The sequence below is a fragment of the Thauera butanivorans NBRC 103042 genome, from assembly GCF_001591165.1.
Lineage (GTDB): Bacteria > Pseudomonadota > Gammaproteobacteria > Burkholderiales > Rhodocyclaceae > Thauera > Thauera butanivorans.
Genome location: NZ_BCUG01000012.1, coordinates 1 through 24,510 on the forward strand (window position 1 = coordinate 1; position 24,510 = coordinate 24,510).

22 protein-coding genes are annotated in these 24,510 nt (G+C 64.2%); 3 read left to right on the plus strand and 19 right to left on the minus strand.

The genetic code is table 11. The features are described from left to right. Positions 1 to 56: 56 nt before the first annotated feature. From TBU01S_RS06000 to TBU01S_RS06065, 14 genes are all read right to left on the minus strand, one after another. Positions 57 to 1,634 (minus strand): hypothetical protein, encoded by a 1,578-nt coding sequence (locus TBU01S_RS06000; RefSeq protein WP_068635735.1) that lies wholly within the window; start codon positions 1,632 to 1,634, stop codon positions 57 to 59. 83 nt (positions 1,635 to 1,717) lie between these two features. Then, a complete protein-coding gene (locus TBU01S_RS06005) occupies positions 1,718 to 2,185 on the minus strand; it encodes a hypothetical protein (protein ID WP_068635736.1) in 468 nt (155 codons plus the stop codon). Between the two features lie 31 nt (positions 2,186 to 2,216). Beyond that, the gene (locus TBU01S_RS06010) at positions 2,217 to 4,223 is read right to left on the minus strand and encodes an O-linked N-acetylglucosamine transferase, SPINDLY family protein (protein ID WP_068635737.1); all 2,007 of its coding nucleotides are present in this window, start codon (positions 4,221 to 4,223) and stop codon (positions 2,217 to 2,219) included. A 23-nt stretch (positions 4,224 to 4,246) separates the two neighbouring features. Next, positions 4,247 to 6,580, minus strand: a complete 2,334-nt coding sequence (gene gspD, locus TBU01S_RS06015; protein WP_068635738.1) for a type II secretion system secretin GspD — start codon at positions 6,578 to 6,580, stop codon at positions 4,247 to 4,249. Continuing rightward, positions 6,580 to 7,191, minus strand: coding sequence for a hypothetical protein (locus TBU01S_RS06020; RefSeq protein WP_068635739.1), 612 nt, complete (start codon positions 7,189 to 7,191; stop codon positions 6,580 to 6,582). Before TBU01S_RS06020 ends, gspD begins: the two co-directional genes overlap by 1 nt. Continuing rightward, positions 7,188 to 7,739 carry a type II secretion system protein GspM gene (gene gspM, locus TBU01S_RS06025; RefSeq protein ID WP_068635740.1) on the minus strand — a complete coding sequence of 184 codons (552 nt, stop codon included), beginning with the start codon at positions 7,737 to 7,739 and terminating at the stop codon, positions 7,188 to 7,190. The genes TBU01S_RS06020 and gspM overlap by 4 nt, the downstream gene beginning before the upstream one ends. Beyond that, complete coding sequence (locus TBU01S_RS06030) at positions 7,736 to 8,767, minus strand: PilN domain-containing protein (RefSeq protein ID WP_068635741.1); 1,032 nt, start codon at positions 8,765 to 8,767, stop codon at positions 7,736 to 7,738. The genes gspM and TBU01S_RS06030 overlap by 4 nt, the downstream gene beginning before the upstream one ends. Next, complete coding sequence (locus tag TBU01S_RS06035) at positions 8,757 to 9,611, minus strand: type II secretion system minor pseudopilin (RefSeq protein ID WP_245650859.1); 855 nt, start codon at positions 9,609 to 9,611, stop codon at positions 8,757 to 8,759. Before TBU01S_RS06035 ends, TBU01S_RS06030 begins: the two co-directional genes overlap by 11 nt. A 72-nt stretch (positions 9,612 to 9,683) precedes the next feature. Beyond that, positions 9,684 to 10,370 (minus strand): prepilin-type N-terminal cleavage/methylation domain-containing protein, encoded by a 687-nt coding sequence (locus tag TBU01S_RS06040; protein ID WP_068635743.1) that lies wholly within the window; start codon positions 10,368 to 10,370, stop codon positions 9,684 to 9,686. After that, positions 10,367 to 10,771, minus strand: coding sequence for a type IV pilus modification PilV family protein (locus tag TBU01S_RS06045; protein ID WP_068635744.1), 405 nt, complete (start codon positions 10,769 to 10,771; stop codon positions 10,367 to 10,369). Before TBU01S_RS06045 ends, TBU01S_RS06040 begins: the two co-directional genes overlap by 4 nt. Continuing rightward, positions 10,768 to 11,229, minus strand: a complete 462-nt coding sequence (locus TBU01S_RS06050) for a GspH/FimT family pseudopilin (protein WP_068635745.1) — start codon at positions 11,227 to 11,229, stop codon at positions 10,768 to 10,770. Before TBU01S_RS06050 ends, TBU01S_RS06045 begins: the two co-directional genes overlap by 4 nt. A gap of 17 nt (positions 11,230 to 11,246) precedes the next feature. Continuing rightward, positions 11,247 to 11,681 (minus strand): type II secretion system major pseudopilin GspG, encoded by a 435-nt coding sequence (gene gspG, locus TBU01S_RS06055; RefSeq protein WP_157659107.1) that lies wholly within the window; start codon positions 11,679 to 11,681, stop codon positions 11,247 to 11,249. A 114-nt stretch (positions 11,682 to 11,795) separates the two neighbouring features. After that, positions 11,796 to 13,055, minus strand: a complete 1,260-nt coding sequence (locus TBU01S_RS06060; RefSeq protein ID WP_068635747.1) for a type II secretion system F family protein — start codon at positions 13,053 to 13,055, stop codon at positions 11,796 to 11,798. Further along, entirely contained in the window at positions 13,048 to 14,784 is a 1,737-nt protein-coding gene (locus tag TBU01S_RS06065; protein ID WP_068635748.1) for a GspE/PulE family protein, read from the minus strand. The genes TBU01S_RS06060 and TBU01S_RS06065 overlap by 8 nt, the downstream gene beginning before the upstream one ends. 312 nt (positions 14,785 to 15,096) lie before the next feature. On the opposite strand from TBU01S_RS06065, the gene TBU01S_RS06070 reads away from it, so the two are divergent. Together TBU01S_RS06070 and TBU01S_RS06075 are read left to right on the plus strand one after the other, a co-directional pair. Beyond that, entirely contained in the window at positions 15,097 to 15,924 is an 828-nt protein-coding gene (locus tag TBU01S_RS06070) for a hypothetical protein (RefSeq protein ID WP_068635749.1), read from the plus strand. Positions 15,925 to 15,965: 41 nt separating this feature from the next. Next, the gene (locus TBU01S_RS06075; protein ID WP_068635750.1) at positions 15,966 to 16,883 is read left to right on the plus strand and encodes a glycosyltransferase family 2 protein; all 918 of its coding nucleotides are present in this window, start codon (positions 15,966 to 15,968) and stop codon (positions 16,881 to 16,883) included. On the opposite strand, the gene TBU01S_RS06080 is transcribed toward TBU01S_RS06075, so the two are convergent. The 5 genes from TBU01S_RS06080 to TBU01S_RS06100 all read right to left on the minus strand — a co-directional run bounded on the left by TBU01S_RS06080 (position 16,808) and on the right by TBU01S_RS06100 (position 23,664). Then, the gene (locus tag TBU01S_RS06080; protein WP_157659105.1) at positions 16,808 to 18,823 is read right to left on the minus strand and encodes a hypothetical protein; all 2,016 of its coding nucleotides are present in this window, start codon (positions 18,821 to 18,823) and stop codon (positions 16,808 to 16,810) included. The two genes, TBU01S_RS06075 and TBU01S_RS06080, sit on opposite strands and share 76 nt — an antisense overlap. Continuing rightward, positions 18,816 to 19,802 (minus strand): glycosyltransferase family 2 protein, encoded by a 987-nt coding sequence (locus TBU01S_RS06085; protein WP_068635752.1) that lies wholly within the window; start codon positions 19,800 to 19,802, stop codon positions 18,816 to 18,818. Before TBU01S_RS06085 ends, TBU01S_RS06080 begins: the two co-directional genes overlap by 8 nt. 10 nt (positions 19,803 to 19,812) lie before the next feature. Beyond that, positions 19,813 to 20,163, minus strand: a complete 351-nt coding sequence (locus TBU01S_RS06090; protein WP_068635753.1) for a DMT family transporter — start codon at positions 20,161 to 20,163, stop codon at positions 19,813 to 19,815. 70 nt (positions 20,164 to 20,233) lie between these two features. Next, on the minus strand, positions 20,234 to 20,452 hold the full coding sequence (locus TBU01S_RS06095; protein WP_068635754.1) for a hypothetical protein: 219 nt from the start codon (positions 20,450 to 20,452) through the stop codon (positions 20,234 to 20,236). Beyond that, entirely contained in the window at positions 20,449 to 23,664 is a 3,216-nt protein-coding gene (locus tag TBU01S_RS06100; protein WP_068635755.1) for a glycosyltransferase, read from the minus strand. The genes TBU01S_RS06095 and TBU01S_RS06100 overlap by 4 nt, the downstream gene beginning before the upstream one ends. Positions 23,665 to 23,807: 143 nt before the next feature. On the opposite strand from TBU01S_RS06100, the gene TBU01S_RS06105 reads away from it, so the two are divergent. Continuing rightward, positions 23,808 to 24,510 (plus strand): glycosyltransferase (locus TBU01S_RS06105; RefSeq protein ID WP_169802954.1); only part of this gene is annotated, 703 nt, incomplete at its 3' end.

The following is a 24,510-nucleotide window of genomic DNA, read 5'->3' on the forward strand; positions in this document are numbered from 1 at the left end:
CCAAACAAAATGCCGCCTTTCGGCGGCATCTTTCATGCTTGAAGCTTCAGCAGTGCTTACTGCACAACAACGGTGCGGTTGAAGCTGTGCTCTTCAGCAACACCATAGTTACGGTTGTTACCTGCTTCAGCATCATTGAAGCGGACAACAGCGCCGAAACCAATCACCGGCAGACCGTGCATATAGAAATCATCAGACACGCCACCGACCTCGCCGCCAACCGCCAGACGACCTTCGTTCGGAGCCGACGCGGAGCTGCCGATCGTTGCCGGACCCATGCGCAGGTTCATCCAACCAGTCTGAGCGACGGCGCTCGTGTTGATCGCGAAGCGGACGCCCGAGCCGAACACGTTGGAGTTATTGAAGCTCAGCACGTTGACTTCGTTGCAGAGCTCGATCCTGCCACCGGCCGGACGCGGCGAGAAGTCGGTCGACGAGCCGGTACGGGTTGCTTCTTCACGGTCGTAGTAGGTCGGGCCGATGTCGACGCACGACTTGCCATCATGCCGGCTCATGTCGATCGAGTAATCGGGGGCCGGGCCGTACTTGGTGAACACTTCGTCGAACGGTTCGACTGCAACCAGGAACGGAGCGCCCAGACCACCGTTATCGGTGTAGTTATGCTTGGTCGGGAAGGTCAGCACCCAGTCGGTCTGCGTGGTGCCGGCGGCCGTCGAAGTGAATTCGTTGATCACGTTGCGGCGCATCAGCAAGGCCGAAACCACATCAATCGGATTGGCGCCAGCAACCGAAGCCAGAAGGCCGCCGTCATCGACGTAGTTAGCACCGAGAGCATCATCAACATCGCTCAGATCCGGCTTCAGATCGCCCGGCGGGAAGATGATGGTGTTAACACTACCGACTTCACGGAAGTTCGCGAACACAGTCGGTTCGACACCCACAGCCTGACCGGAGGCCACGTTGATCAGAGTCGAGAAGCCCTTCAGCACGTTGCCGGGGAAGCGGAAGTGGTCGAACGCCTCATCGGTACTCAGGTTGCCCGCCTTGCCGGCGAACTGCTGGTCAACGATCGCGCAATCACGCGGCAGGCCATTGACGTGCTTGGCGTTGTACTCGATCAGGTTGTCGGTGGTGCTGTTGTACGTCGAAGTCTGGTTGGAGCTGGCGCCCATGGCGATGACTTCGAAGTAGCCTTCCTGGGTACGATCCAAGCCCAGGCCGCCGTTGTCGTAGGCGTACTGGTCGCTGCCGTCATAGCCCAGCGAGGTGAAATCGACTTCGGTCGCGCCCGGCGAGGTGCTGCTGGCCGGCAGCAGCGGCGAGGTGCACGACTTGTCGTAGGTCACCAGCTTGGCGCCTTCGCCGTCCTGGGTCACAGCAGCAGTCCAGACGTCGTACGGCGACAGGATGACGTTGAAGTCGCGCACTTCACGGCTGTTCTTGGCTTCGCGGAAGCGAATCTTGGCGATGACCGTGGTATTGGAGGTGTTGGTCAGATGGATGTAGGAATCGAACCCGTTCTTGGCGGTGTAGTACGGGAACACCAGAACCTGACCCAGGTTGTCGGGCGACAGGTTGACAGCTTGCGCCGGGGCCGAAACCATGGCACCGCCAATCGCGGAGGCCAGGGCGAAGGCGACGAGCGACTTACGCGGCTTTTGAACCATCTTCATATTACTCAAACTCCTTGCAAGGTTTTGAACTAAAAACATTGACCCAAGGGCCTATGCGGGGCGGACTCTACCACAGCGGAGGCTCACTGGGATATGTACCACCACTCTCCATCCGAGTAAAGCCACTTTTCTGGCATCTCCCGGACGCTGCGGACATTACCCGCGCCTGAAACAAGCGCTTCGTAGTCTACAGCAACGGAAACCGCCACCGTGTGATTTTCATCATACTTTGTCGATAAGATGCGGGCACTTTTCCAGCCGACTGCGGAACCGAAACGCCCCCTGTACTGTTGTATGGAAAAGACACTCCGATACGCAGGCGTCTCGAATTCGTAGGCCTTGTCGAAGTTTCCGGCGATCAGCGCGTCCCAGCGCGCCAGCACGCGGGCAGCCAACTGGCTCTGGACCTGCTCGGTCCAGCCCTGTTCCGGGTCGATGGATTTTTCGGCCTGCGGCAACATCCCCGCACAGCCGACCAGGGTCAGCAGGCACAAGCCGGCCGTCAGCCGGCGAACGGCGGAAGCGGGGCGGAGGACGGTCGATCCGGACATTTGAATCTCCTTGGCAATGGTTGGAAGGGTGTCAGGCGACATCGATGGCCTCGGGCGGCAGTTCCTCGCACCAGCGTTGCCAAGCACGGCGCAGGCCTTTTTCGAAGGCGGTGGCAAAGGCGTCGATCCGGCGCAAGGGCGCTTGCTCGAGGCGCTGGCGCAGTCCCGCCCGCAGCGTCGCGAGTTCCCCGACATCCGCCGCCTTGCGCACGGCGATGTCGACGAAAGCATCGGCGTCGTCGGCGATCCAGTCGTCCAGCCCGACCGCATGAAGGCGCGAAGCGGCCATGCATTGGGTCATGAACGGGCCGCGCAGCGTGACGGTGGGCACGCCCAGATGGAGGCCGTGCGTGACCGTGGTGCCGCCGTTGAACGGGAAGGTGTCGAGGTTGATGTCGATCTCGGCATGCAGGGCCATGTATTGGGCTTCGGTGCCGCGCGGGCGGAAGTCGACGCGATCCCGGCTGATGCCATGCTTGTCGAATTCGGCGCCGAAACGTTTGCGAACCTCGGCAAGGCCGGCATCGGCGACGATCAGGCGCGATGTTGGCAGCCGATCGAGCACCCGCGACCACAGGGCGATGACTTCGGCGTTGATCTTGTCGCCGCGCGCCGTCGAGCCGAAAGTGAGGTGGCCGTTCGCCAGGGCCGGGAGCGGGCCGATGTCCGGCATGCCGGGCATGGCGGCCTGGTTGTTGTAGGTGGGCAGGCGGAGGAGCTTTTCGCTGCAATATTCGTCCATGCCGGCAGGGGCGAGCACGGGGTCGACGATTAGGTAGTCGATGACCGACAGCCCGGTCGAGCTGGGGTAGCCGATCCATTGCATCTGCACCGGCGCGGGCTTGCGCATCAGCACGGCGACGCGGTTGCCAGCCGTGTGGCCGGCCAGATCGACCAGCACGTCGATGCCGTCGTCGCGGATGCGCTGGGCCAGGGCAGCGTCGGCCATGTCTTGCGCGTCCACCCAGGCATCGGCCAGGCCGCGCAGGGTTTCGGTGGTGCCGTCGTGCGTCGACAGCGGTGCCGTGCTATAGGCGTGGATCGACAGCTTGCGCCGGTTGCTGCCTTGCCACAGCGGCAGCACGTGGTCCGCCACCGGGTGGCGGCGGAAGTCGCCGGACAGGAAGCCGACCCTGAGCTTGCGCCGCAGCGCCCGGTCGTTGCCATGCGGCTGGCGGGCGGCGGCGAAAGCCGGCTCGAAATGCTCGCCGAACGCCCGCTGGGCAGCGAACAGGCTTGCGGGCATTTCCCGTGGGTCCATCAACAGGCACCACAGCAGGCTCTGCCCCGGCTGAATGCCGCCGCCCCCATTGGCCGCACCCATCGCACGCAAGGCATCGACCCTCTCCTGGGCAAAATTGCAGATTTCCGCATAAGCAAATCTGGCGTCGGGATAGGCCGGATCGATTTCCAGCGCGCGCAAGGCATGCTTGACGGCCAGCTCCGGGCCGGTCTTGAACTGGTACATGGCGCGCGCCAGGCCCATGTGGGCCGGCGCGCAGGCCGAATCGAGCTCGGTAGCGCGCAACAGGGCGCGCACGGCGGGCCCGTAGTCGCCCAGCAGGCGCAGGGCGTTGCCCAGGTTGAGGTGGCCTTCGACGATGCGCGGGTCGAGCTTGAGCGCACGCGCGGCGCAGTTGCGGGCGAGCACATAGTCGCCCATCTCGCCGAAGTTGGCCGCGGCGTTGCACCAGACGGCGGGCACGTTGGGGTCGAGCCGCACGCTGCTCTGGTAGCACTCGGCGGCGGCGTCGTGATGGCCGGCGCGCTGCAAGGCGACGCCGAGGTTGTCCCAGATGGTGGCGTCGGTCTGGTCGAGGCGGGCGGCGCGCTGAAGCTGGTCGACCGCCTCTTGCAGCCGGCCGCGCATCAGGGCGGCCACACCGAGCAGTTGCCGCGGCTTGCCGGCCTGCGGATGGCAGGCGGCGAGTTCCCTGGCGGCACGCTCGAAAGCATCGATGTCGCCCTTTTGCAGATAGGCGAGGCATTGCTGCAGACCGGGAATGGCGGGCTTTGTGGGCGTCTTGTTCTGACTCATGAGCTTGCGGAAAGCGGAAGATTTCAGTGGATCGTTTCGCCGTGCGCGGGCAGGGCGTCGGGTACGGCTTCGGGTACGGTGTTGTGGAACTCCGCCGAGATGCGTTGCGGCAGCAGGTCCAGCGCGCGCATGCGCAGCTTGAATTCGTCGCTGATCTGGCGCAGGTCGGCCTCGTTCCTGAGGACGCGGGGCGTCAGCATCACCAGCAGTTCGGTGCGGTTGTTGACGTTGGCGGTGGTGCCGAAGAGATGGCCCACCACCGGGAGGTCGTGCAGCCAGGGGATGCCCTGTTTGGACTGGGTGTTGTTGTCGCGGATCAGGCCGCCGAGCACGACGGTTTCGCCATCGCGGACGGCGATGCGGCTCGTCAGCTGGCGCTGCAGGAAGGAGCGCGAGCCGGTTGCGGTGTCGATCTGGCCGACGTCCGTCACCGATTGCTCGACGTCCATCGACACCATGCCGCCCGAATTGACCGACGGCGACACCAACAGTATGACGCCGGTGTCCTTGTACTGGATGGAGCTGGTGATGACGTTGCCGCTTTCCGAAACCGTGCTGGTGCTGCGTATCGGCTGCTGGTCGCCGACCTGGATGGTTGCGGTGTGGTTGTCCAGCACCATGATGCTGGGGCTGGAAATGACGTTGAGCAGGGATTTTTCCGCCAGCGCGTTGAGCACCGCCCGCACGTCGCCCAGCGAATTGGTGATGGTGTAGGAGAAACCGGGGTTGGTCGGGCCGATGATGCTGCTGTCGCCGCTGGTCAATTGGCCGCTGCCCGTGGTGCCGGACGAGTTGAGGCGGCCATTGAAATACCATTGCAGGCCATAGCGCAACTCGTTGTTGAGCGTGACTTCGAGGATACTCGCTTCGATCAGGATCTGGGTGGGGGCGACGTCGAGCTGCCTCAGCGCGGCTTCGATCTTGGCGTATTCGTTGCGCGGCGCGTAAATGAGCAGCGCATTCTGGCGCCTGTCGGCGACGACGCGAACGTCGCCCAGCACGGCGACCGTGGCGCCTTCGCTGCCGGTATTGCTGCCGGTGGAGCCGAGGCGAGGCAGCAGCGCGGACGACGAACTGCTGCTGCCGCTGTCCAGCAGGCCGCTTCCCAGCGCGGGCGCGACGCTGCGCTGGGTTTGCCGTTGCGGGCCGCCGGTTTGCGCTTCACCGCCGAAGATGGATGACAGCAGGTCGGCAAGGTGTTCCGCCGTGCCGTTCTGCACGGGGTAAACATAGAGCTGCGGCCCGCTGCCGCCCGAACGCGGCTGGTCGAGCCTGGAAATCCATTCGCGCGCGATGTCCAAGTAGTGCGAGCGGGGCGTGATGACCAGCAAGGCGTTGAGACGCTCCAGCGCAACGACGCGCAGCACGCCCGCCACCGGGCTGGGCAATTGCAATGAACCGCCGCCTTCCGCGCCAAGCACCGACGCCTGATTCGACGCTCCGCCTTGCCCCTGGCCCTGCGCGCCCCGTCCCGGCGATGACAGCACCTGGGCTCCGTCGCCCGTGCCGCCTACCGTGCCGCTGCCCGCCAGCACGGCTTTCAGCCCTGCATCCACTTCCTGCACGGAGGTGTGCTTGAGCGGGAACAGGCCGATGGACATGCCTTTGAGGATGTCGATATCGAAGGTGTTGACGATTTCCATCCAGCCGCCGATCTGCCCCTGCGTACCCGCCAGGATGAGCAAGTTGCGGAAGGTGTCGATGCGGACGAAAGCATCGGGGCTGGCCACCGGCATCAGAATGTCGGCCATTTCCGCCGCACCGACGTAGCGCAGCGGCACGACGACCATGTTGTGGCCGGCGGGCAGCTTGCCCACGCTGCCGAAGGAAGGCGCGACGCCGCGCATGGTTTCGGGCCTGCCTACGTGATAGACGCCGCTGGCGTCCTTGACCACGACCAGCCCATTGGCCTGCAGCACGGACTCGAAGACCGGAAACACCTTGTCCGGCGGAAGCGGTGTTTGCGTATGGAGCGTGACGGTGCCGCCAACTCCTTCGCTGATGACATAGGGAAGCTTGAGAATGTCGCCGAGCACCGCGTGAACCATGTCGGCCAGCGGCGCTTGCTCGAACTTAAGCGACACCGCTCCGCCGCTCGCCCGAAAGCCGGGATCCGCCTTCGGCGGGGCGAACATCCGGTCGTTGCCGCGGATGATGACGGGCTCGTCCGCCTGTTCGGCGCTGTCTGTTGCCTGTTCAGCTTCAGCGGCGGCAGGTGGCTTCAGGGGCATGCCGGCCGCGCCAGCCGGCGCAGCAACCCAGGGGGAGACTTTCGGCGGTGTGGTGCATGCAGCAAGCGCGAGCGCCAGAACGGCGATCAGCGGGCGCGATGCGCGGATCGGGAAAAACGTGGTCATCACTGTCTCTTCGGTTGCGGTGACGCAGGCTTGGCATCCGCTTCCACCGGCTGGGCACTGCCTTCCGGGGAGTCTTCCGCCGGCCCGCTCCCTGCGGGCAGGGCGAGCACGGGTTTTGCCGAGGCTGGCGGCGCGGACGCTTGCGGAAGATGGACGATTTTCAGTGTGGTTTGCGCTCCCGCTCCATCATCGAACAGGATGTCGTTGCCATCGACCCGGAGCAGCGCCCATTGGCCGATCTTTTCTCCCGGCCCTACCCGCTTGACCTTGCCTTCCATGGACAGGATCACCCCCCAAGCGTCCTGCCTGCCGAACAGGCCGAGCACCTTGGCGTCCTGAATGGGTTCGACCGGCCGGCTGGCCGCGGGCGATACTTCGGCCACCGGCGGCGGACGCCTGGACTGCGCAAACAAGGGGCGGGCGGCAATTTCGTCGAGCCGGGAGACAGGACGCAGACCACGTCTCAGCTCCACCAGACCGAAGCTGGACACATCGATGGGATGAGGCGCGGGCGGCGTCCAGCCATGATCGGAAAGCACCAGCAGTGCAAATACGCCAAGCACGGTGATGGCACAAGCAAGCAGCAGTTTGCGGGCGAGCGGAGCCATCATGATGTCAGATGCACCGTGTTGAGCTGGATCTGCGCCCGAATCCTCCCTTCCGTCTGCGCGCTGCGCTGGCGTTGCATCGTGATGGCAAGGGAATCCAGTTGAATGGAAGGCTGCTCTGCGGCAAGTTCGCCGAGGAAGTCGCGCAGCCCGGCCATGTCCGTCTCGAGCGTCAGCCCAAGCGGTACGATCTCCAGCCCTTCTCCAGCGCGCGCGGCAAGAATCTGGCTGCCCACCACCGTCACGCCGGCCCGTTCGGCGATCTGGCGCACCCGTTGCTGCAGGTCAGCACCAATGCGATCGCCGCCTTGTTCGGCGGGGTAGGCATGACGCGCCAGTTCGGCTCTGGCCTTCTCAAGCGCAACGGCGATGGATGGGCCTGCTTCCCGAAGGCCGAGCAAACGCGCATGGCGGCGCTCAATGTCTTCGAGCGTGGTCCGCGCCCAGTCGTAACGGAACAGAAGCTGATCCACCACGGGGATGAGCAAGAGGAGCAACAAGACCAGGCTGGCCAGAAGGCTGGCCTGGGCGCGGCGGCTGGGCAGCTTCATGGCTGTGCAGCCCCCCCGGCACGCAAGTTGAGTTCGACGGTAAACGATTCCCTGCCGTCAGCAGTGCGTGAAATCGCGGTCGGCGTCCTGACGTCGCTGAAGATGTCCTGGCCTCCCAGGCTTTCGACCAGTTGCGCGGCGTTCGACGCAATGCCGGCAAAACGCACCTGGGCGCCATTGATTTCCAGCCGGGTCAAATGTGCTTTGTCGGGCAGCACGGCGGTCAAGCGGGCAAGCACCGTCAAGGCATCGGCCTCCGTGCGCAGGTGCTGCCCGATAGCAGTCAACTGAGCCGAACTGCGCAGCAGCGCTTCACGGTCGGCGACGACTGCTGCGACCGCTGCTTCGAGCGAAGCGTAGCGGGCCTGCGCATCGAATACCCGCGCACGCTGTATGTACCAGGGCGTCGCAGCGAGGACCAGCAGCAAGACGGCAAGCATGCCCAGTGCGGCAATGATGCCGAGCCTGCGGCGACGGCAAAGCTGCTCCCGGCGAAGCTCGCGGTAGCCTGAGAGCACCACCGGGCCGCCCCCGGCATCCCCATCTCCCGCCCATATTTCGACATTGCCGCCATCGATGCCCCGCGATTCGAGATAGGCGCCGACATGCTTTCGTGATGCAAGCGCGATCCTGAGCTTGCGCTTGCCGCCCTCGATGATCGACGCGCGCATTCCCCACGCCAGTTCGTCTTGCGGAAAAGGGCTGTTCAGTTCGGTCTCGAGCGCCGCCGCCCTGGCAAGATCGTCAGGGAGCAAGTCGGGCAGCAGCAATTCACGACACAGAACAATGTCATCAGGCAGCAGGACCGCAACGGGCGCCGCATCGTTACCGGCAGGCGCAGGTACCGAAGAGGCTCCTTGACGCCACTCGACAGTTCCGTCCGGGCGCAGCAGGCGCACAGCCGGATCGAGCTTGAGCCATGCAAGCGGCGGCCACTGCACGGCGTCGGCCCAGCCAGCGGAAAAAGCCGACCAAGCTCGGGACAGGTCGAGGCCGAAGAGTTTGAGGCTGCCGGTTTCAAGCGCCATGCGCTCCCTCCGGCATCAGTTCGAACGATTCGACCGGATCCGTCGCCAGTTCGGTCCATGGCATTTCCGGCCGACTGGACGACAATTCGATCCAGCGCGACCGCACCAATACGGCTTGCTCGGTACGATGCAGCGCGACGAAGCGGTAAGGGCCGCTGGCGTTGCTTGCAAGGTATTGTTGAGTCAGGCTGGTCATGTCCGATAAGGGATCCTGGGCACGCCGTGCGTTCATGATGCGTTCGACGGCCGATGCATTTCCTGCCGCCAGCGCGCCCAGGACGGCGGGCGGCGCAAAACGCGGATCAACCCCCTGGGCACTGCCCTGGGTGGTGAAAAGGCCGCGAAGTTTATCATGGAGATCGAAACTCATCCCCAAAACCTGGATGAGATCATCCACCGATTCGAATGGCCCGTTGCGGGGCCTGAAGGGGCTTTGCGCCGCCTCGTAAGCGGGAAATTCGGCGCCGCCGGGCAACGGTTCGTCGTCGGGATCGCGCCAGTCGACGATACGTTCGGCAAGTACCTGCGCCTGCTCTTCGTCCAAACCCGCGCCGAATCGCAGGGCATCGCGCAGCAGTTCGAGCGGGGCATTGTTGAGATTGACGAAGGCGCTCGCCGGCACGACTTCGACATCGAGACCGTAACCTTCGAGCGCGAAATGAAAAACGGCAGGATGATCCTGCGGCGGCTCGAGCTTGAGCCGGCTCGCGGCAAGACGAATGGCCGCATCGCCCAGCGCGGCGTGCACGGCGGACTGCTTGAGCACCTGCGTGCCGCGCAGATCGGCGCGCGTCGTCGACACGAGGCCGGCAGCGAGCATCGACAGCGCCGCAACGAGCCACATGACGACCACGAGTGCGACCCCCTGTTGCGCCCTTGATCCGGTCCGGCGTCGGTGATTCCCCGGCATCGGCTCCTATCTCCAGCTCAGCGGGCCATGGCGGCCACGCCGGGCCACGGCGGCACTGCCGAAGCCGTCTTCGACCTGGGCGACGATGGGTGGCCATGGCCGGCCGGCAACGACCAGCATGATTTGAATCATCGTCGGCACGGTCGGCTGCTCCACCCAGTCGTCGAACCAGGCGGGCTGGCCCGACTCATCGCTTCCCTGATATCTGATATGCATATAGTCGACCCGATCGAGCAGTATCCGGCTTGCCCCCGCCTGCCATCCGGGTGCCGACTTGTCACCTTCGAAACGCGCTATGTGCAGCATCAGGCGCCCACCTTCCGGCATACCGGAGGACGACACTTCGAGCTTGAGATGGGTCAGCCCCCCCGCTCCATGCCTCGCCGGCAAGTGCCCGAGCCAGGCCACCGAATACGCATCTCCCTGGAACCACGAGTTGGCATTGGTTTCTGGAGAATCCATCCTCAGACGAGCCGAGGACCTGGACAGGGTACGCTGCAGCAGGCCGCCGACCAGACGGATGTCGTCATTGGCCAGCGTTTGCGCTTCCAGTCGGGCGCTGGTCTGGCCAAAGCTCCGTAGAGCACTCACCAGCCCGAGCACCAGCAGCGAGAGCAGCGTCAGGGCGACCACAACTTCAACCAGGGTAAAACCCGAACGGCGACGAGCAGGAAACGAGGCATGCCGGGTCATTGTGGCTCCAGCCGCTCGGGCACAAGCGAGACCAGTACGAAGCTGCGGTGCTGATTGCGGTCTTCCCAATCGATCTGGCTGACGATACGGTGCAAGATCACGGTTGGCGGAGGATCGCCTTGTTGCGGATACGGACTGGAAGAAACACTCCAGTGCAGATCCTCGAAGCGCCCACTTTCCGACACCCCGCCCGGCGGTACGCTCGGATGCAGCGCCAGCAAGGATTGGGCGAGATGAACGGCACGGGCCTGCCGCTCCGACTCGAGCGCCCCACGCACGCTGCCGCCCACCGTCTGGTAAAGCACGCCGAGCGCAAGCGCCATCACGGCGAAAGCGACAAGGACTTCCAGCAGGGAGAAGCCATGTTGCCGGATGCGGGAACGGCACTTCCTTGCAGTCATCGCTCGTCCAGCACCGTCTGGCTCAGGCGGCCGAGCAGCCAGTCCACATCGACCCGGACACCGCTACCACTGGGGCGGATCAGCTCCACGGCACCGCCAGTCGAGCTACCGTCGGGGTAGAAGCGGATTCCACCGCTACTGCCCTGGATTTCGATGTCCGCCAGCACCAGCCGCACATCGAGCTGTTCCGGAAATGCATGATCGAGGCGGGACTCCACGCCGAAGCGGCGTTGCTCCATATCGACCATGAAGGCAACACTGCGGCCTTTGCGCATCGCATCGAGCCGCGCCGATTTGAGCCCGGCCAGCACTTCCTTGACAGTCGAACGATACTCCATGGTTTCATAAGCGCGGACGACGGCGAACGGGGCCGTCGCCAACAGGATGACGGCGATGCCGAGCGCAACCATCAACTCGAGCAGGGTGAAGCCGCTCTCGCCACGCTTGGCAGCGGGCATGGCACCGCCTGCCTGGCTCAATCCCAGTTACCGACGTCCGCGTTTTCGCCGTCGCCTCCCGGGGCGTTGTCGGCGCCGAGGCTGTAGATGTCGATGTCGCCGCGCTTGCCGGGAACCTCGTAGTGATACGCGTTGCCCCACGGGTCCTTGGGAAGTCCGCCTTTCTTGAGGTAAGGGCCATTCCAGCCGGGCGCGGCCGCCGGCTTGGTAACGAGCGCTTCCAGCCCCTCACCCTGAGAAGGGAAACGGCCGACATCCAGCTTGAACAGTTCCGCCGCCTGCTCCAAATCCTTGATCTGAACGGCGGTGGTCTTGGTTTTTGCGCCGCCAAGCTGCCCCAGCACCCGAGGCCCGACCAGCCCGGCAAGCAGGCCGAGAATGGCCAGGACGACAAGCAGCTCGACAAGAGTGAAACCTGCCGAGCGACGGCGAGAAGGCAATGTACTGTTCATCATTTTTCCGTGTTGACACTATGGACATGCGCACATGTGCGCCATGAGATCGATGGGGTATACCGAAACAGGCCGGGTTCGGGAAGAGGCAATTGCTTCAGAAGGTATCCTCCGTCACACGGCTAGGTCGTTCACCGACAGGATTCCCATGAGGATGGCAACGATGATTGCGGCGATCATCCCGCCCAGGATGAGGATCAGTGCAGGCTCCAGCAGGGTCAGGGCCCTCTTGACGCCATTCTGCACTTCCGCATCGCTGACGCGCGCGAGTTCCTGAAGCATTGCATCCAGCCGCCCCGTTTCCTCGCCGAGGCGAACCATGTTGAGCGCCAAAGGCGTGAAGAGTTTCGTCCTCTCGAGCGCCTCCGCCATGCGCCCGCCCTGCTTGATCACCGGAGCGACGCAGTCCATGGCGACACGCAGTTGCTTGTTGCCCATGGTTTCCGCCGCGATGTTCAAAGCGCCGACGATGGGCACGCCATTGCCGAGCAAAGTGCCCATGGAGCGGGCAAAACGGGTGATCTCGTACTTTCTCAGCACCTGGCCGAGCACGGGGAGCCGCAACAGCCAGGCGTCACGCGTTGCGCGCCCCGCCGGCGTTGCCACCCATTTCCGCACCGCAACCGCCGCGAGGAACACCATCAGCGCAATCAGCCACCACCAGTCCGCGACGAAGTGCCCCGCACCAACGATGATGCGCGTGGGCAGCGGCAGGGCCTCGCCCATGTCGTTGAACAAGGACTCGAACTGCGGCACGACGAAACCCAGCATGAGAAATACCGAGATGCAGGCCACGACGACGAGAATGGCGGGATAGATGAGCGCCGATACGACTGAATCACGCAGGCCCTTGACCCGCTCCAGATGTTCGGCCAAGCGGCCGAGCACGTCGGGAAGCTGCCCGCCGATCTCGCCGGAGCGGATCATGCTGAGGTAGAAATCACCAAACAATTCCCGGTGTGGCGCAAGCGCCTGCGACAGCGACTTGCCGCCCTTCACCGCCTTGAATACGTCGTCCAGCAGGCGTTCCATCGCCGGGGATCCGCTCATTCCGATGAGCACTCGCAGCGCGCGGTCGAGCGGCAAGCCGGCCCGCAACATAACTGCGAGTTCGGACGTCATGTCATGGACATCCGCCTGGCTGGGCGGACGGTTTCCTCCTAGCCGAAGCACCTTCCGCCGGCTGTTCTTCACTGCGAGATCGGGCAGCCCGGCGGCTGGCCCGCCCGCCTCACCGGTAGCAGGTTCGAGCGTCAAGGGCGTAAGCCCTTTGGCGCGAAGCTGGCGCATCGCATGCTCGCGCCCATCAGCGGCGATGCGGCCTTCGGATGTGCGGCCATCACGCTCTGCCGCACGGTAGATGAAATCAGGCATTGCCCTGATCCTGCGTGACGCGCATGACTTCCTCCAGTGAGGTCACGCCTGCGGCGACCTTGCGGAGGCCGTCTTCGTACAGGGTGAGCATCCCGCCCTCCCGTGCAACGCCATGCAGCATGGTCGCATCCGCCCCGGAAAGGATGGCCCGGTGTGCCGCGTCATCCATGATGAACAGTTCGTGCACCGAGGTGCGGCCACGATAGCCCGTATGCTTGCATCCGTTGCAGCCCCGCGCGACATAGACACTGTTTTCTCCCGCAGGCATGAATCGGGACAAACCCGATTCGACGAGCGTCGCCTCGGGAAGCTGCACGCGCTCCCGGCAATGCGAACACAAGCGCCTGAGAAGCCGCTGCGACAGCACTCCATTCACGCTCGAGGTGATCAGGTAGCGTTCGACCCCCATGTCCTCGAGACGGATGATCGCCCCCGCGGCAGTGTTGGTGTGGAGCGTGGATAGAACCAGGTGTCCGGTCAACGCCGACTGGACAGCGATCTGCGCGGTTTCGGTGTCTCGCATCTCGCCGATCATGATGATGTCCGGGTCCTGGCGCAAGATGGAACGCAATGCATTGGCGAAGCTCATGCCGATCTGCGCCTGCACCTGTACCTGGTTGACGCCTTCGAGCTGGTACTCCACCGGATCTTCTACCGTGACGATCTTGAGCGCTTCGGCATCGAGTTTGGCCAGGGATGCATACAAGGTCGTTGTCTTGCCCGAACCGGTCGGCCCCGTCACCAGCAGGATGCCATGCGGCCGGTCGATCAAGGTTCGGTAACGGCCGAGCGTGTCGGAGGAAAAGCCCATGTCTTCGAGACTCAGGCGGATGCTGGCTCTGTCCAGCACCCGCATGACGACGCTTTCGCCATGCACAGTGGGTAGCGTGGACACCCGTAGATCGAGTTCGTGCCCCTTGACCCGGTTCTTGATGCGGCCGTCCTGGGGCAGACGGCGCTCGGCGATGTCCAGATGAGCGAGCAGCTTGATGCGGGAAGTGACGGCCGCCGCCAACGCCGCATCGATCAGTTCGCCCTCCTGGAGTACGCCATCGATACGGTAGCGTATGTGCAGGCCATCCTCGAAAGGCTCGATATGGATGTCGGATGCTCTCAAGTCGATGACACGTGAGATGATCTGGTTTACGAGGCGAATGACCGGCGCCTCGGAAGCCAGATCCTTGAGGTGCTCGACGAACTCGCTGTCACTTCCGGACAGGCCGAAGCCGCTGTCTTGCTCCTGCAGCTCATCTTCCGGCTCGGTATAGAGCTTCTCCAGTGCGGATGCCAGTTCCGATTCGATGGCAACACGGGGCAGAAGACGCAATCCGGTTGCAAGCCTCAAGGCTTTGCCCAGAAAAGCGTCCTGAGGCGTCGCCATGGCTGCCGCCAACTCGCCATCGGACACCGACAAGGGCAAGACCCCATGCGCAATCAGATACTCAGGCAACAGGCCGGGCACGTCGAGCGGCGCCTCTGGATAATCCTCTGTCCGAACCAGCACGAGGCCAAGCTGTTCGCATAATGCGATGGCCACCTCCACTTCGGACACCAAGCCCAGCCTGACCAGCACCCGGCCGATGAGATCACCCATTTCACGCTGGGCCGCAAGCGCCTGATCGAGGTCGCGTTGGGTGATGCGGCCATTGCGCACGAGCAGTTCACCCAGAAACGGGCGCTTACCCGCTTCATCCGTACGTGCCTGCTCCAACGGGAAAACTGTGTTCATCGGAAACGCGCCTTGTTCCGCCGAGAATGGAAACGAGGGGGAGTTTACCCGCTTATCGCGAGGTCTGTACTTGACACTTGAAAACTCAGACGAACCTCATCCATGTAGCTGTCGAATCCCTGCCGGCAGTCACAGTTGCTTGCGCCTCGCCATTCATGCGATATAATTCACACGCCCATTTTGTCATATGCCAACCCGCCTTCAATAGATATCCGCAATAGCTTTTTGCCTGGCTCCGTCGCAAGCGCTGCTTTACGCTGAAGTCAGAACAGAACCACCTTTTTTGAAAATTCACAAGGCCCGGAAGACGCCATGAAAATTTCCCGCCTGGTTTCAGGATTGCTGTTCTCTCTCCCCATCGCCGCTTGCGCCCAGGGCTTTCTCGAAAGCCCCGTAGCAAACGCCACCGAGTCCGGACTTGGCGTCGTTTCGGGCTGGCACTGCACGGCAAAGCAGATCACCGCTTTCGTCGATGGCGTGGCGCTCGGAGAATCCGGAGTAGGCAGCCTCAGAGCCGATACGCGCAACATTTGCGGTCATGCAAACACCGGATTTTCATTGCTGTACAACTACAACATCCCCGAACAGGGAGAACACGAAATCGAAGTCTATGCCGACGGTGTTCTACTGGATCGGCGGAAGTTCAAGACCGTCCGCCCTGGCGGCACCCCCTTCCTGGCGGGGAAAACTGCCACGGCGACCGTTCCCAATTTCCCGGAGCAAGGCAAAGCAAGCACCCTCGAATGGAGCCAAGCCAAGCAGAGCTTTGTCCTTACCGGAAGCGTCGACACCACGACGCTGAACGGTACATACACACTCCGGCGCGTATCCGCGCAGACACAGAACTTCGGGCTACTCGACACCTCCGACTCGCACACACTGACCGCATCAGGAACGATGACTATCTCCGGAGAACATTACCGGCAGAGCATAAGCATGCGCATCGGAAACTCATCCACCTCCGTTCCCATCGACGTCACCGGCTATCTGCAGGACAAGGGACACTATCTGTACGATCGAGCCAACGGCAACCAGCTCATCGTGGTCGATCGAGGTGCATCCACCATTACCTCGATCCTGTATCATGACTCCTTGCTTGGCTGGACAAATGAAATCCACTACTGGTCCAAGATCAACTAGCTCCTCCATGTAGAAGGAGGGCTCCCGGCCGTTCTCGACTCGTGATTGTCGCCATCGTCGTTACCTACTTCCCCGACCAGGAAACCTTGCTGCGGCAGTTGGCTGTTCTGCGGAGGCAATGCGAGGGATTGATCGTGGTGGACAACGGCTCCTCCGGAAATACGCTGGACGGGGTGCGGAAACTGATTGCCGAAAGTGGCGGCCCGCTAGGTTTGATCGAGCTTGGCGACAACCTCGGCATCGCCACCGCCCAAAACCGCGGCATCACCCTGGCGCGTACCTGGGGTGCGAGCCATGTGCTGCTGATGGATCAGGACAGCCAGCCGGCACCGGACATGGTGCCGCGCTTGCTGGATACCTTGGTGCGGGCCGGCTCGCCCCCCGTTGCAGCGGTCGGACCGTGCATTCATGACGCGCGCACGGGAACAAATCTTGACTATCTCCAGCGACAAGGGCTGCGGTACCGCCGCTTGCGCGTACCCACGGGAGGATGTGGCGTGGTGGAGGTCGGCCACCTGATCGCTTCGGGCACGCTGATTCCCATGGATGTGCTGGATGCCCTGGGCGGCATGGATGAGCCGCTTTTCATCGATGCCGTGGATACCGAATGGTGTCTGCGCGCCCGCGCCAGGGGTTATCGCCTGCTGGCCGACACCCAGGCGGTACTGACGCACGAGTTGGGCGCACGCAGCAGGCGCGTGGGCGGCGCCAGATGGGGACGGACGCTGGCTTTTCATCCGCCGTTCCGGCAGTACTACATCTTCCGCAACAATCTGTTGTTGTGCCGCCGACCCTATGTCGATGCTGCCTGGAAAATCCGCATCGTGCTTGCGCTGACGCGCCTGTTGCTGCTGTATCTGGTGGCGGGACCGCAGCGGCTGGCCTATTTGCGGGCGATATCCAGCGGTGCGCTGGATGCGCTGCGCGGGCGTGCCGGCAAATTGGCCGGCACGTTCTGACTTCTTTTTAAGGCCCGCCAGCGGCGACCGGGAATTCGGCCGAGGTAGAAGAGCAATATCGTCAACAGAATCGTCCACAACAGCATACGTGCTGGCGCATGCCAGGAAGCATGACGGGAACGATCCGCCAGCTTGCCGCGGGGCGGCAGGTCGAGCACGATCTCTCCGGGCTCGGCCGCATGGGTATCGACGAGACGCGAGAAAGCACCGTCCTGAACTTGCACGCTGCCGCCATCGGGGCCAGTCAGCAACTGCAACCTGATTGCATGATGCAAAGTTTCGATACGGGCGATGAGAACACCCGCATCAGGCTCGGCACGCAGCACCGAAGCATTCTGCCAATGCCAGCCCGGCGCCTCGATCTCACCTTCGTGCCGCGCCATCCACCACGGAGTCGAGGCTGTGCCGAGCCGGGCAATGGCAATGGCGCCGTCGCCTTGGGGCACAAGCAGCACGGTGCGCAGCTCAAGCGGCAAGCGGGCAGAGCTGAATACCAAGCCAGCCATGAGCGCCAGCACCAGGCATGACACCAGGCGCACGGGCACGGGCAATTCTTGCGAGCCATCTGACGCTCCGCACCCGCTCTTTCGCCGCGCAATCCAGGCCAGCAAGGCAAACACCAGGCCAAGCCAGGCGGCGACGCCGCACCAGTAGAAATAGCGGTATTCGGCAGAGACGTTGAACGGAAAGTAGGTCAGAAGGTAGATCGTTCCGCTGGCGATGATCGCAAGCGCGAACGTGCCGAACGGTGTGCCACTGAGCCGCAAGCCGAAGATCAAGGAGCCGGCAAGCACGAATACGACAGCAAAAACCCATGGCCGCCCGAAGCGGTCATTCACATCAGAACGAATGTAGGTACGCGCCAGTTCGGTGGTCGTTCGCGGCGGCGAGGCAAAATCGAACTGCACGGTTTCGGATCGCGGCTGCTCGAACAACATTCCGCGCGAGTTGGGGTCGTGCATGCTCAAGTGGAAAGTCGCCGCCATGGCAGAATAGCCTCCGAGCGGATTTCTCGCCAATGCGTCGAGCCATGCCCTTGTTAATTGCCCGCTTCCCCACATCCCTTGCTGCCATAGCCCATTGAACACGCCCGAACACTGCCCCCACCCGGCGATGGTGTCCCATTGCACCGGGGAATAGCAGTTCTCGACGATTGCACGAGATTCGTCTTCGCTCCACTGGCCGGGGAAAAGGTTGCGATTCTCGAAATAGGACAGCGCGACAAGGTGATAAGCCTTGATCCCGTCGCCGGCATGGACGGACTCGACTCCCAGCAAACGGTTCTGCACCATCTGGGTGACAGGCATCAGACACAGCATCAGCACCGCCGCCAGCAGATTGCGACGCCAGCCAAAACACAGGTTGGCATAGAGCAACAGAGGGATGAGGCCAAAAATGGCATTCTCCCGGATAAGGAAGATGGCCAGCGCCAGCATGTTGGCCAGCAGTTGCCAGACGATACGGGCCCGCGGACCCGTTTCCGCCTGGTTGGCCTTGAAGGCACAGGCAAACGCCATCAGCAGCCAAGCCGCCAGCATCGCATCCCGGTGGACATGCCCTAGATAGTTGAATACGCCGGGCAGCCAGGGCACCACCAGAACGAGCAAAGACCATGCTCCGGTGATGCGCACCGCGCCACGAACCAGCAGCGCCAACGCGCCCCAGATCAACAGATTGTCCAGCACGATAAAGCCTGCCGGCCCCGGCAGAACGGCATGCGCGAGCGACCAGACGAAGGTCGTGAAATGCGAGTACAAACCTCCGTATCTACCGTCGAGAATCTGCTGCAATTGCCCGAAGGAGTCCGCATTCATGTACCCGGGGTAGCTGGCATGAATCACGAAAGCGAAGCCGGCCAGCGCCAGGATAAGAGCCATGACGGAGGGAAGGCGCACCGCCGAAGCATCTGTCCTGCATCCAATTTTTTTCTGCTCAGGCATCGTCATTGTCTGTACTACTGTCCAGCGACAGGCTCAAGGGCTCCGTGGGAAGGTTGTCGACGTCGTAATGCAGGAAGGCGATCAGGCACTGGATGCCGATGAAGATCGGCAGCGCAGCCAGCATCACCGTACCGCTGGTCGCAGGGCTGCCGGTGCTCATGCTGACGAACCAGTGCCAGCCGCCGAACAGGCCGCCGGCAAGCAGCAGCAGGCTGCCGCTGATGCTGTAGAGCGTGCCGACGTTGAAGTCGCGCACCAGATAGCTGTAGATGTAGCGGCGCCACAGCCGGGCGCTGTGCTTGCGCAGGAATTCGGGCAGCACGCGACTGATCTTGAGGTTGGATTTCTCGTCGGCGTACACCGCGTCCATCGGCACGTCCCTGACCACCGCGCGCACCGTGTTCAGGCGGAACAGCATGTCGGTTTCGAAGAAGTAGCGCCGTTCCAGTTTGTCCAGCGGCAATTCGGCCAGTACGCAGGTGCGCACGGCGGTATAGCCGTTGGTGGGGTCCATGACGTTCCAGTAGCCGCAGCTGAGCTTGGCCAGGAAGGACAGCACGGCGTTGCCGAACAGCCGCAGCGGCGGCATGCCCTGCACCGATTCGGGGCGGAAGAAACGGTTGCCCTTGGTGTAGTCGGCCTTGCCGCGCAGCAGCGGACGCACGAACTGCGGCAGCAGCGCGGGGTCCATCTGGCCGTCGCCGTCGATCTTGACGACGATGTCCATGCCGTCGGCGATCGCCGCCTTGTAGGCGGTGACGACGGCACCACCGACGCCCTGGTTGCCGCTGTGGCGAAGCACGCGCACGCGCGGGTCACGGCTGTGTTGTTCGATGAGGTCGCCGCTGCCATCGGGGCAGGCGTCATCGACCGCGTAGATGGTGTCCACTTCGGGGCCGATGGCCTCGATCACGCCAAGGACGTGGCGGGTGACCTTGTAGCAGGGGATGGCGACGGCGATCTTCATGGCTGAGGACATGCGGTGAAGCTCAGGCTGCGCGCGAGGCGATGGTGATGCCGAGCAGGATCAGGGCACCGCCCGCCCACGTGGCCAGGCGCACCGGCTCACCCATGAACAGCCAGCCCAGGCAGGGCACGATCAGGAAGGCCAGCGCCATGAAGGGGTAGGCCAGATGCAATGGCGCGTGCCGCAGCACCCAGATCCACACCAGGGTGGTGATGCCGTACAGCGCCAGCGCCACGATCAGCCAGCCGTTGAAGACCCACTGCTGCCATTGGCTGGCGTCGACGATCGTCATCGCCGCCTTCTTGAACAGGATCTGCCCCAGCGAGATGCCGAGGACGCAGAGGATGGTGATGGTGGTGACGAGAGGGGTCATCGAGAAGCTATCGTGATCGTGGACGCAGGCGACCGGGGATTGTACCGGACAAGCCGTGCCGCCCATTTCGTCAACGGCGCGGCAGGCGCTGGCGCAGGCGGACGAGCCGATACTTGAAGCGCTCGTGGTCGAACAGCGCATGCCACAGGACTCGCCGCGTCCATGCGAGGCTGGCGCGCAAACCGGGGGCAAAGCCGGGGCCGCCGGGGCGGCCGAACCTGAAGGGCAAATGCATCAGGAACAATCTGAATGCGGACGGCAGGATGCGGGCCCGGCGTCGCTGGTTCATCCGGCTCTCCTCTTGAGTTGAAGCAGGTGCAGCGCACGCGCGGCAGCGGAGGCGAGCGGCGTGCGGAAACGGGCGAAGGGCGCATAGCGCCAGGGCAGCATGGCGAGCTTGCGTGCCAGCAGGCGGGGCCGCAGGAAGTCGCGCCAGCCGACGTCCCTGCCGGACAGGTCGAGCAGGTGATCGTGGCCGAAGTCCTCCGAATGCGCCAGCTTGCTGATCGCCGCCACTTCGGCGCGGGTCGGATAGACCACGGCACGTTCGGCCAGCGCCAGGGCGTAGGGCCGCACGGCATCGAAGCCGAAGCCGGTGAGGCGCTGGGCGGCGAGGTAGTGTTCGAAGCAGAGCATGACGCCTTGCTGCAAGGCCTCGATGTGCGGATTGCAGCGGAGCTCGGCCTGGCGGTCGGGTGCGGCATCGTCCTTGAGCACCGGCTCGACGCCATCGGCGGTGCGCCGGTAGCCGATGGTGGTGGCGTGAAGGGCACGGGCCCCCTGCTCGAACAGTTCCTCGAAGTCGCTGGCGGCGCGCTCCTGCGGCTCGGCGCGGCGCACGTCGAGCATCAGGCCGTCGATGCCGCCGTGGGCGAGCGCGCCCTGGTGCATGCCGTTCATGAAGGCGAAATAGTAGCCATCGACCTGTGGATAGGCGGCATCGGCCTCGCCGGCGAAGGCGTCTTCGAGGAAGCGCTGGATGGTGGCGTTCCAGCCGATGTCGACCAGCGCCACCCGACGCGCGGCGAAGAAGCCGAGGCCGTCGAAGTAGTCGCGCAGCAGTTCGCGCGCCTGCTGGCCGGCCGGCCGGATGCGCTGCTGCACTTCGGCATCGTCGAGAAAGGCGAGCAGGCGGGCATCGTTCCAGTCGTCGAGCCGCTCGCCGATATGGGTGAAGCCATGGCGCCGGGCGAGATCGGCGAAATCGCCGGGATTCAGGCCGTAGGTCTTGAGGATGGATTCGAGGCCATGCTGCTTGGGGTTGTAGAGACCGACGACCGCCTTGGCGTGGTCCAGCCCCTCGGCGACCGCGGCGCCGGCGACGACCCGGCGGCTGGCATAGGCATAGCAGGCGGGCGGCAGGGTCTCGCCGAGCAGGGCGCCCGCTTCCTCGTACATGCGCATGAACAGCGCGCCGTCGCGGGCGAGGAAGAAGAGCTTTTCGGGGCGATCGCGGCGGACGCGCTCGATGAGGCCGTGCACGAAGGTGGAGAAGATCGGCCCGAGTACTTCCAGACCATACTGGAAATACACTTCGTCGCGCTTGGCCCGGTCGTCGAGGTACAGGCGTTCGGCCAGCACTTCGGCCATCATGCGGCCCGGCCAGACGCCGCCCAGCACCGACAGCGCGGCGGAAGTCTGCTGCCGGCGGCGGCGGCGGCGCTCGTGGCGCTCGTCGAGGAAGACACCGGCCATGCCCAGCCGGCAGGGCGCCATCGCGTCGGAGAGGAAGTTGTCGCCGACGTGGAGCACATCCTCCGGGCGCAGCCCTTCCTGTTCGAGCACGTGGCCGAACAGGCGGCCGGAGTATTTTCCGGCGCGGTATTCGGACGAGACGTAGATGCGGTCGATCAGGCCGCGATAGCCGAGCTCGTCGAGCAGGCGACGAAGGTGGCGCTTGCCGAGATACATGTCCGACACGGCGATGATGCGGATGCCCTGGCCGCGCGCCCATGCGAGGAACAGCCGCGCATTGGGCTTGGCGCGCAGGGCCAGGCGCTCCAGATCGAACTCGCAGTCCTCCGCGAACCGCACCAGGGCGGCCTTCCGCACAGCGTCCGCCGCGGGCAGCAGGCCGGCGATCCAACGCTCGACGATTTCATCGTAATGGCATTCATGATCGTGCCCGGCGGCCAGCGCCTCTTCGCGCAGCGCCCGCTCGGCGATCTGGCGCTGGGCCAGCACCTGCTCCACGGGGAGTTCGAGGCGTTGCGCAAGCAGGGTGGCGACACGGTGGACGACCCGCTCGGGAGGCTCGATGCAGCGCGCCAGCAAAGTGTCGAAAATATCGAAGGACAGCGCGGCCACACGCCGCTCCCGCCGTTCGATGATGCGCCGCAGCCCGGAAAAGCCGCCTACGCGCCGCATCTGCGCACGCCCCGGCAGGGCCAGGCCGCGCCACTGGGCCCGGAGGCCACGCAGCCAGCCCATGGCGGCCCGGGCGCGAATCCGGGCTGCGGCCTTCAGCGGCGCCCGGCGGAAGGCCGCGATTTCGGCCCCGGCCTGTGCGAGCCGGGCCTCCTGCTCGGCCACCCGCCGGTCCCGCTCGGCGATCCATCCGTCGCGCTCCGCGATCCAGCCATCGCGCTCGGCAATCCACTGGTCGCGCTCCGCGATCCATTTGTCACGGTCATCGACCAGACGCCCCCATTCCTCGTCCTTGCGCACGAGCGCCTCGTGCTGCAAGGCTCGCAGGATCTCCACTTCGTAGCGCTCGATCCTGGCCCATTGCCCGTTCAGGCAGGCCGTGCGCATGGCGACGTCGCCCGGCGCGGAAAGCAGCGCCGGCGCATGCTCCCTCAGCAGGGACGAAGCCTCCAGATTGGCGGCCAGCGGCTTCTCGGAAATCGTGTTGCTCGCGTGCAGCCTGTAGTCGAGCAGGGCTTCGTCGATCCAGGCGAGCCGGGCGCCCCCGGCCAGGGCGCGCAGCACGAAGTCGTAATCATGCACATAGCGATGCGTGCTGAATGGTGCGAGCCGCTGCCACAGCCGGCGCGTGAAGACGAAGTTCGAGGTCGTCATGAACACGTTCCCGGACAGCAGGGTCGCAGCCCAGTCCCCGGTTTCCCGCCAGACGGCCTTCAACTCGCCAAAGGCGTCGATCCACCAATGGGCGGCGACCGGCGCGCCCTCGCCGTCGATCAGGCGGATGTCGCTGCCGACCAGATCGCAGTTGCCCTGTTCGAGAACCTGCAGGCAGCGCGCCAGGCGGCCGGGGGCATAGCGGTCGTCCGAATCGAGGATCGCGAGGTAGTCGCCCCGCGCATCGGCCAGGAGGCGCTGCAGGTTCTCGTGCGCCCCCAGATTGGATTCGTTGCGCCAGATGCGGACGCGCGGGTCGCGGATGCCCTGCAGCACGGCCCAGCTCCCATCGGTGGACGCGTCATCCCGAACCAGCACTTCGAGCTCGACCGGCTGCGCCAGCACGCTGTCGATCGCCTCACCGATATAACGCGCATGGTTATAGGAGGGAATGACGACGCTGATCAGGGGCATGGGCATGCAGTGCTCCGGTGCAACACGGAAAAGAGGCGAAAAAACCGGGTATGATACCGCGCCTCGTGGACGAAACGTCCGCCCCCACCCAATCTCCCCGGGCGGCGGAACGGGGCGCTCATTGTGCCAGCCCATTGTCCGACCAGCCCGTGTCTTTCCTTTCAGTCTGTATCGTCACCTACAAGCCGGACCCCGCCGTGCTGGCGGCGACGTTCGCCTCCCTGGACAGGGCATTGTCATCGCTCCAGGCGGAGCGCGGCTGCACGGCATCGGTCTGCATCGTGGACAACTCCCCTGCCTTCGCGCTGCAACTGCCGCCGCGGCATTTCACCGGCCCGCTCCGATTCATCCACGGCCAGGGCAATGTGGGATTCGGACGGGGCCACAACCTGTGCCTCGCCGAGCCCGGATGCGTCGGGGAGCTGCACCTCGTCCTGAACCCCGATGTCGAGCTTGCCCCCGGCGCCCTGGTCGCCGCGGTCGACTTCATGCGCGCGCATACCGACTGTGTCCTTGCGAGCCCCGCGGCCGAATCGGGCGAAGGCGAGCGCCAGCATCTGTGCAAGCGCTACCCCTCGGTGCTGGACCTGGGACTGCGGGGCTTTGCGCCGGCCTGGCTGAAGCGCCGTTTCGACGCCCGGCTGGCGCACTACGAGATGCGCGAAACCCATGGCGAGCGCGAGTACTGGGACGTCCCCATCGTCAGCGGCTGCTTCATGCTGCTGCGGGGCGAGACCTTCCGCCGGCTGGGCGGCTTCGACCCGCGCTTCTTCCTGTATTTCGAGGATTTCGACCTGAGCCTGCGCGCGGCGGGCCTGGGCCGCATCGCCCATGTGCCGTCGATGCGCATTG

What these genes read in the sequence shown, in the direction of transcription:
- TBU01S_RS06010 (WP_068635737.1), bottom strand. Translation starts at nt 4,223, where the DNA reads ATGAGTCAGAACAAGACGCCCACAAAGCCCGCCATTCCCGGTCTGCAG.
- TBU01S_RS06045 (WP_068635744.1), bottom strand. Translation starts at nt 10,771, where the DNA reads ATGACTGCAAGGAAGTGCCGTTCCCGCATCCGGCAACATGGCTTCTCC.
- TBU01S_RS06100 (WP_068635755.1), bottom strand. Translation starts at nt 23,664, where the DNA reads ATGCCCATGCCCCTGATCAGCGTCGTCATTCCCTCCTATAACCATGCG.
- TBU01S_RS06050 (WP_068635745.1), bottom strand. Translation starts at nt 11,229, where the DNA reads ATGCCCGCTGCCAAGCGTGGCGAGAGCGGCTTCACCCTGCTCGAGTTG.
- gspD (WP_068635738.1), bottom strand. Translation starts at nt 6,580, where the DNA reads ATGACCACGTTTTTCCCGATCCGCGCATCGCGCCCGCTGATCGCCGTT.
- gspM (WP_068635740.1), bottom strand. Translation starts at nt 7,739, where the DNA reads ATGAAGCTGCCCAGCCGCCGCGCCCAGGCCAGCCTTCTGGCCAGCCTG.
- TBU01S_RS06085 (WP_068635752.1), bottom strand. Translation starts at nt 19,802, where the DNA reads ATGTCCTCAGCCATGAAGATCGCCGTCGCCATCCCCTGCTACAAGGTC.
- TBU01S_RS06090 (WP_068635753.1), bottom strand. Translation starts at nt 20,163, where the DNA reads ATGACCCCTCTCGTCACCACCATCACCATCCTCTGCGTCCTCGGCATC.
- TBU01S_RS06095 (WP_068635754.1), bottom strand. Translation starts at nt 20,452, where the DNA reads ATGAACCAGCGACGCCGGGCCCGCATCCTGCCGTCCGCATTCAGATTG.
- TBU01S_RS06035 (WP_245650859.1), bottom strand. Translation starts at nt 9,611, where the DNA reads ATGTGGCTCGTTGCGGCGCTGTCGATGCTCGCTGCCGGCCTCGTGTCG.
- TBU01S_RS06065 (WP_068635748.1), bottom strand. Translation starts at nt 14,784, where the DNA reads ATGAACACAGTTTTCCCGTTGGAGCAGGCACGTACGGATGAAGCGGGT.
- TBU01S_RS06060 (WP_068635747.1), bottom strand. Translation starts at nt 13,055, where the DNA reads ATGCCTGATTTCATCTACCGTGCGGCAGAGCGTGATGGCCGCACATCC.
- TBU01S_RS06030 (WP_068635741.1), bottom strand. Translation starts at nt 8,767, where the DNA reads ATGGCGCTTGAAACCGGCAGCCTCAAACTCTTCGGCCTCGACCTGTCC.
- TBU01S_RS06070 (WP_068635749.1), top strand. Translation starts at nt 15,097, where the DNA reads ATGAAAATTTCCCGCCTGGTTTCAGGATTGCTGTTCTCTCTCCCCATC.
- TBU01S_RS06040 (WP_068635743.1), bottom strand. Translation starts at nt 10,370, where the DNA reads ATGACCCGGCATGCCTCGTTTCCTGCTCGTCGCCGTTCGGGTTTTACC.
- gspG (WP_157659107.1), bottom strand. Translation starts at nt 11,681, where the DNA reads ATGAACAGTACATTGCCTTCTCGCCGTCGCTCGGCAGGTTTCACTCTT.
- TBU01S_RS06020 (WP_068635739.1), bottom strand. Translation starts at nt 7,191, where the DNA reads ATGATGGCTCCGCTCGCCCGCAAACTGCTGCTTGCTTGTGCCATCACC.
- TBU01S_RS06005 (WP_068635736.1), bottom strand. Translation starts at nt 2,185, where the DNA reads ATGTCCGGATCGACCGTCCTCCGCCCCGCTTCCGCCGTTCGCCGGCTG.
- TBU01S_RS06000 (WP_068635735.1), bottom strand. Translation starts at nt 1,634, where the DNA reads ATGAAGATGGTTCAAAAGCCGCGTAAGTCGCTCGTCGCCTTCGCCCTG.
- TBU01S_RS06080 (WP_157659105.1), bottom strand. Translation starts at nt 18,823, where the DNA reads ATGCCTGAGCAGAAAAAAATTGGATGCAGGACAGATGCTTCGGCGGTG.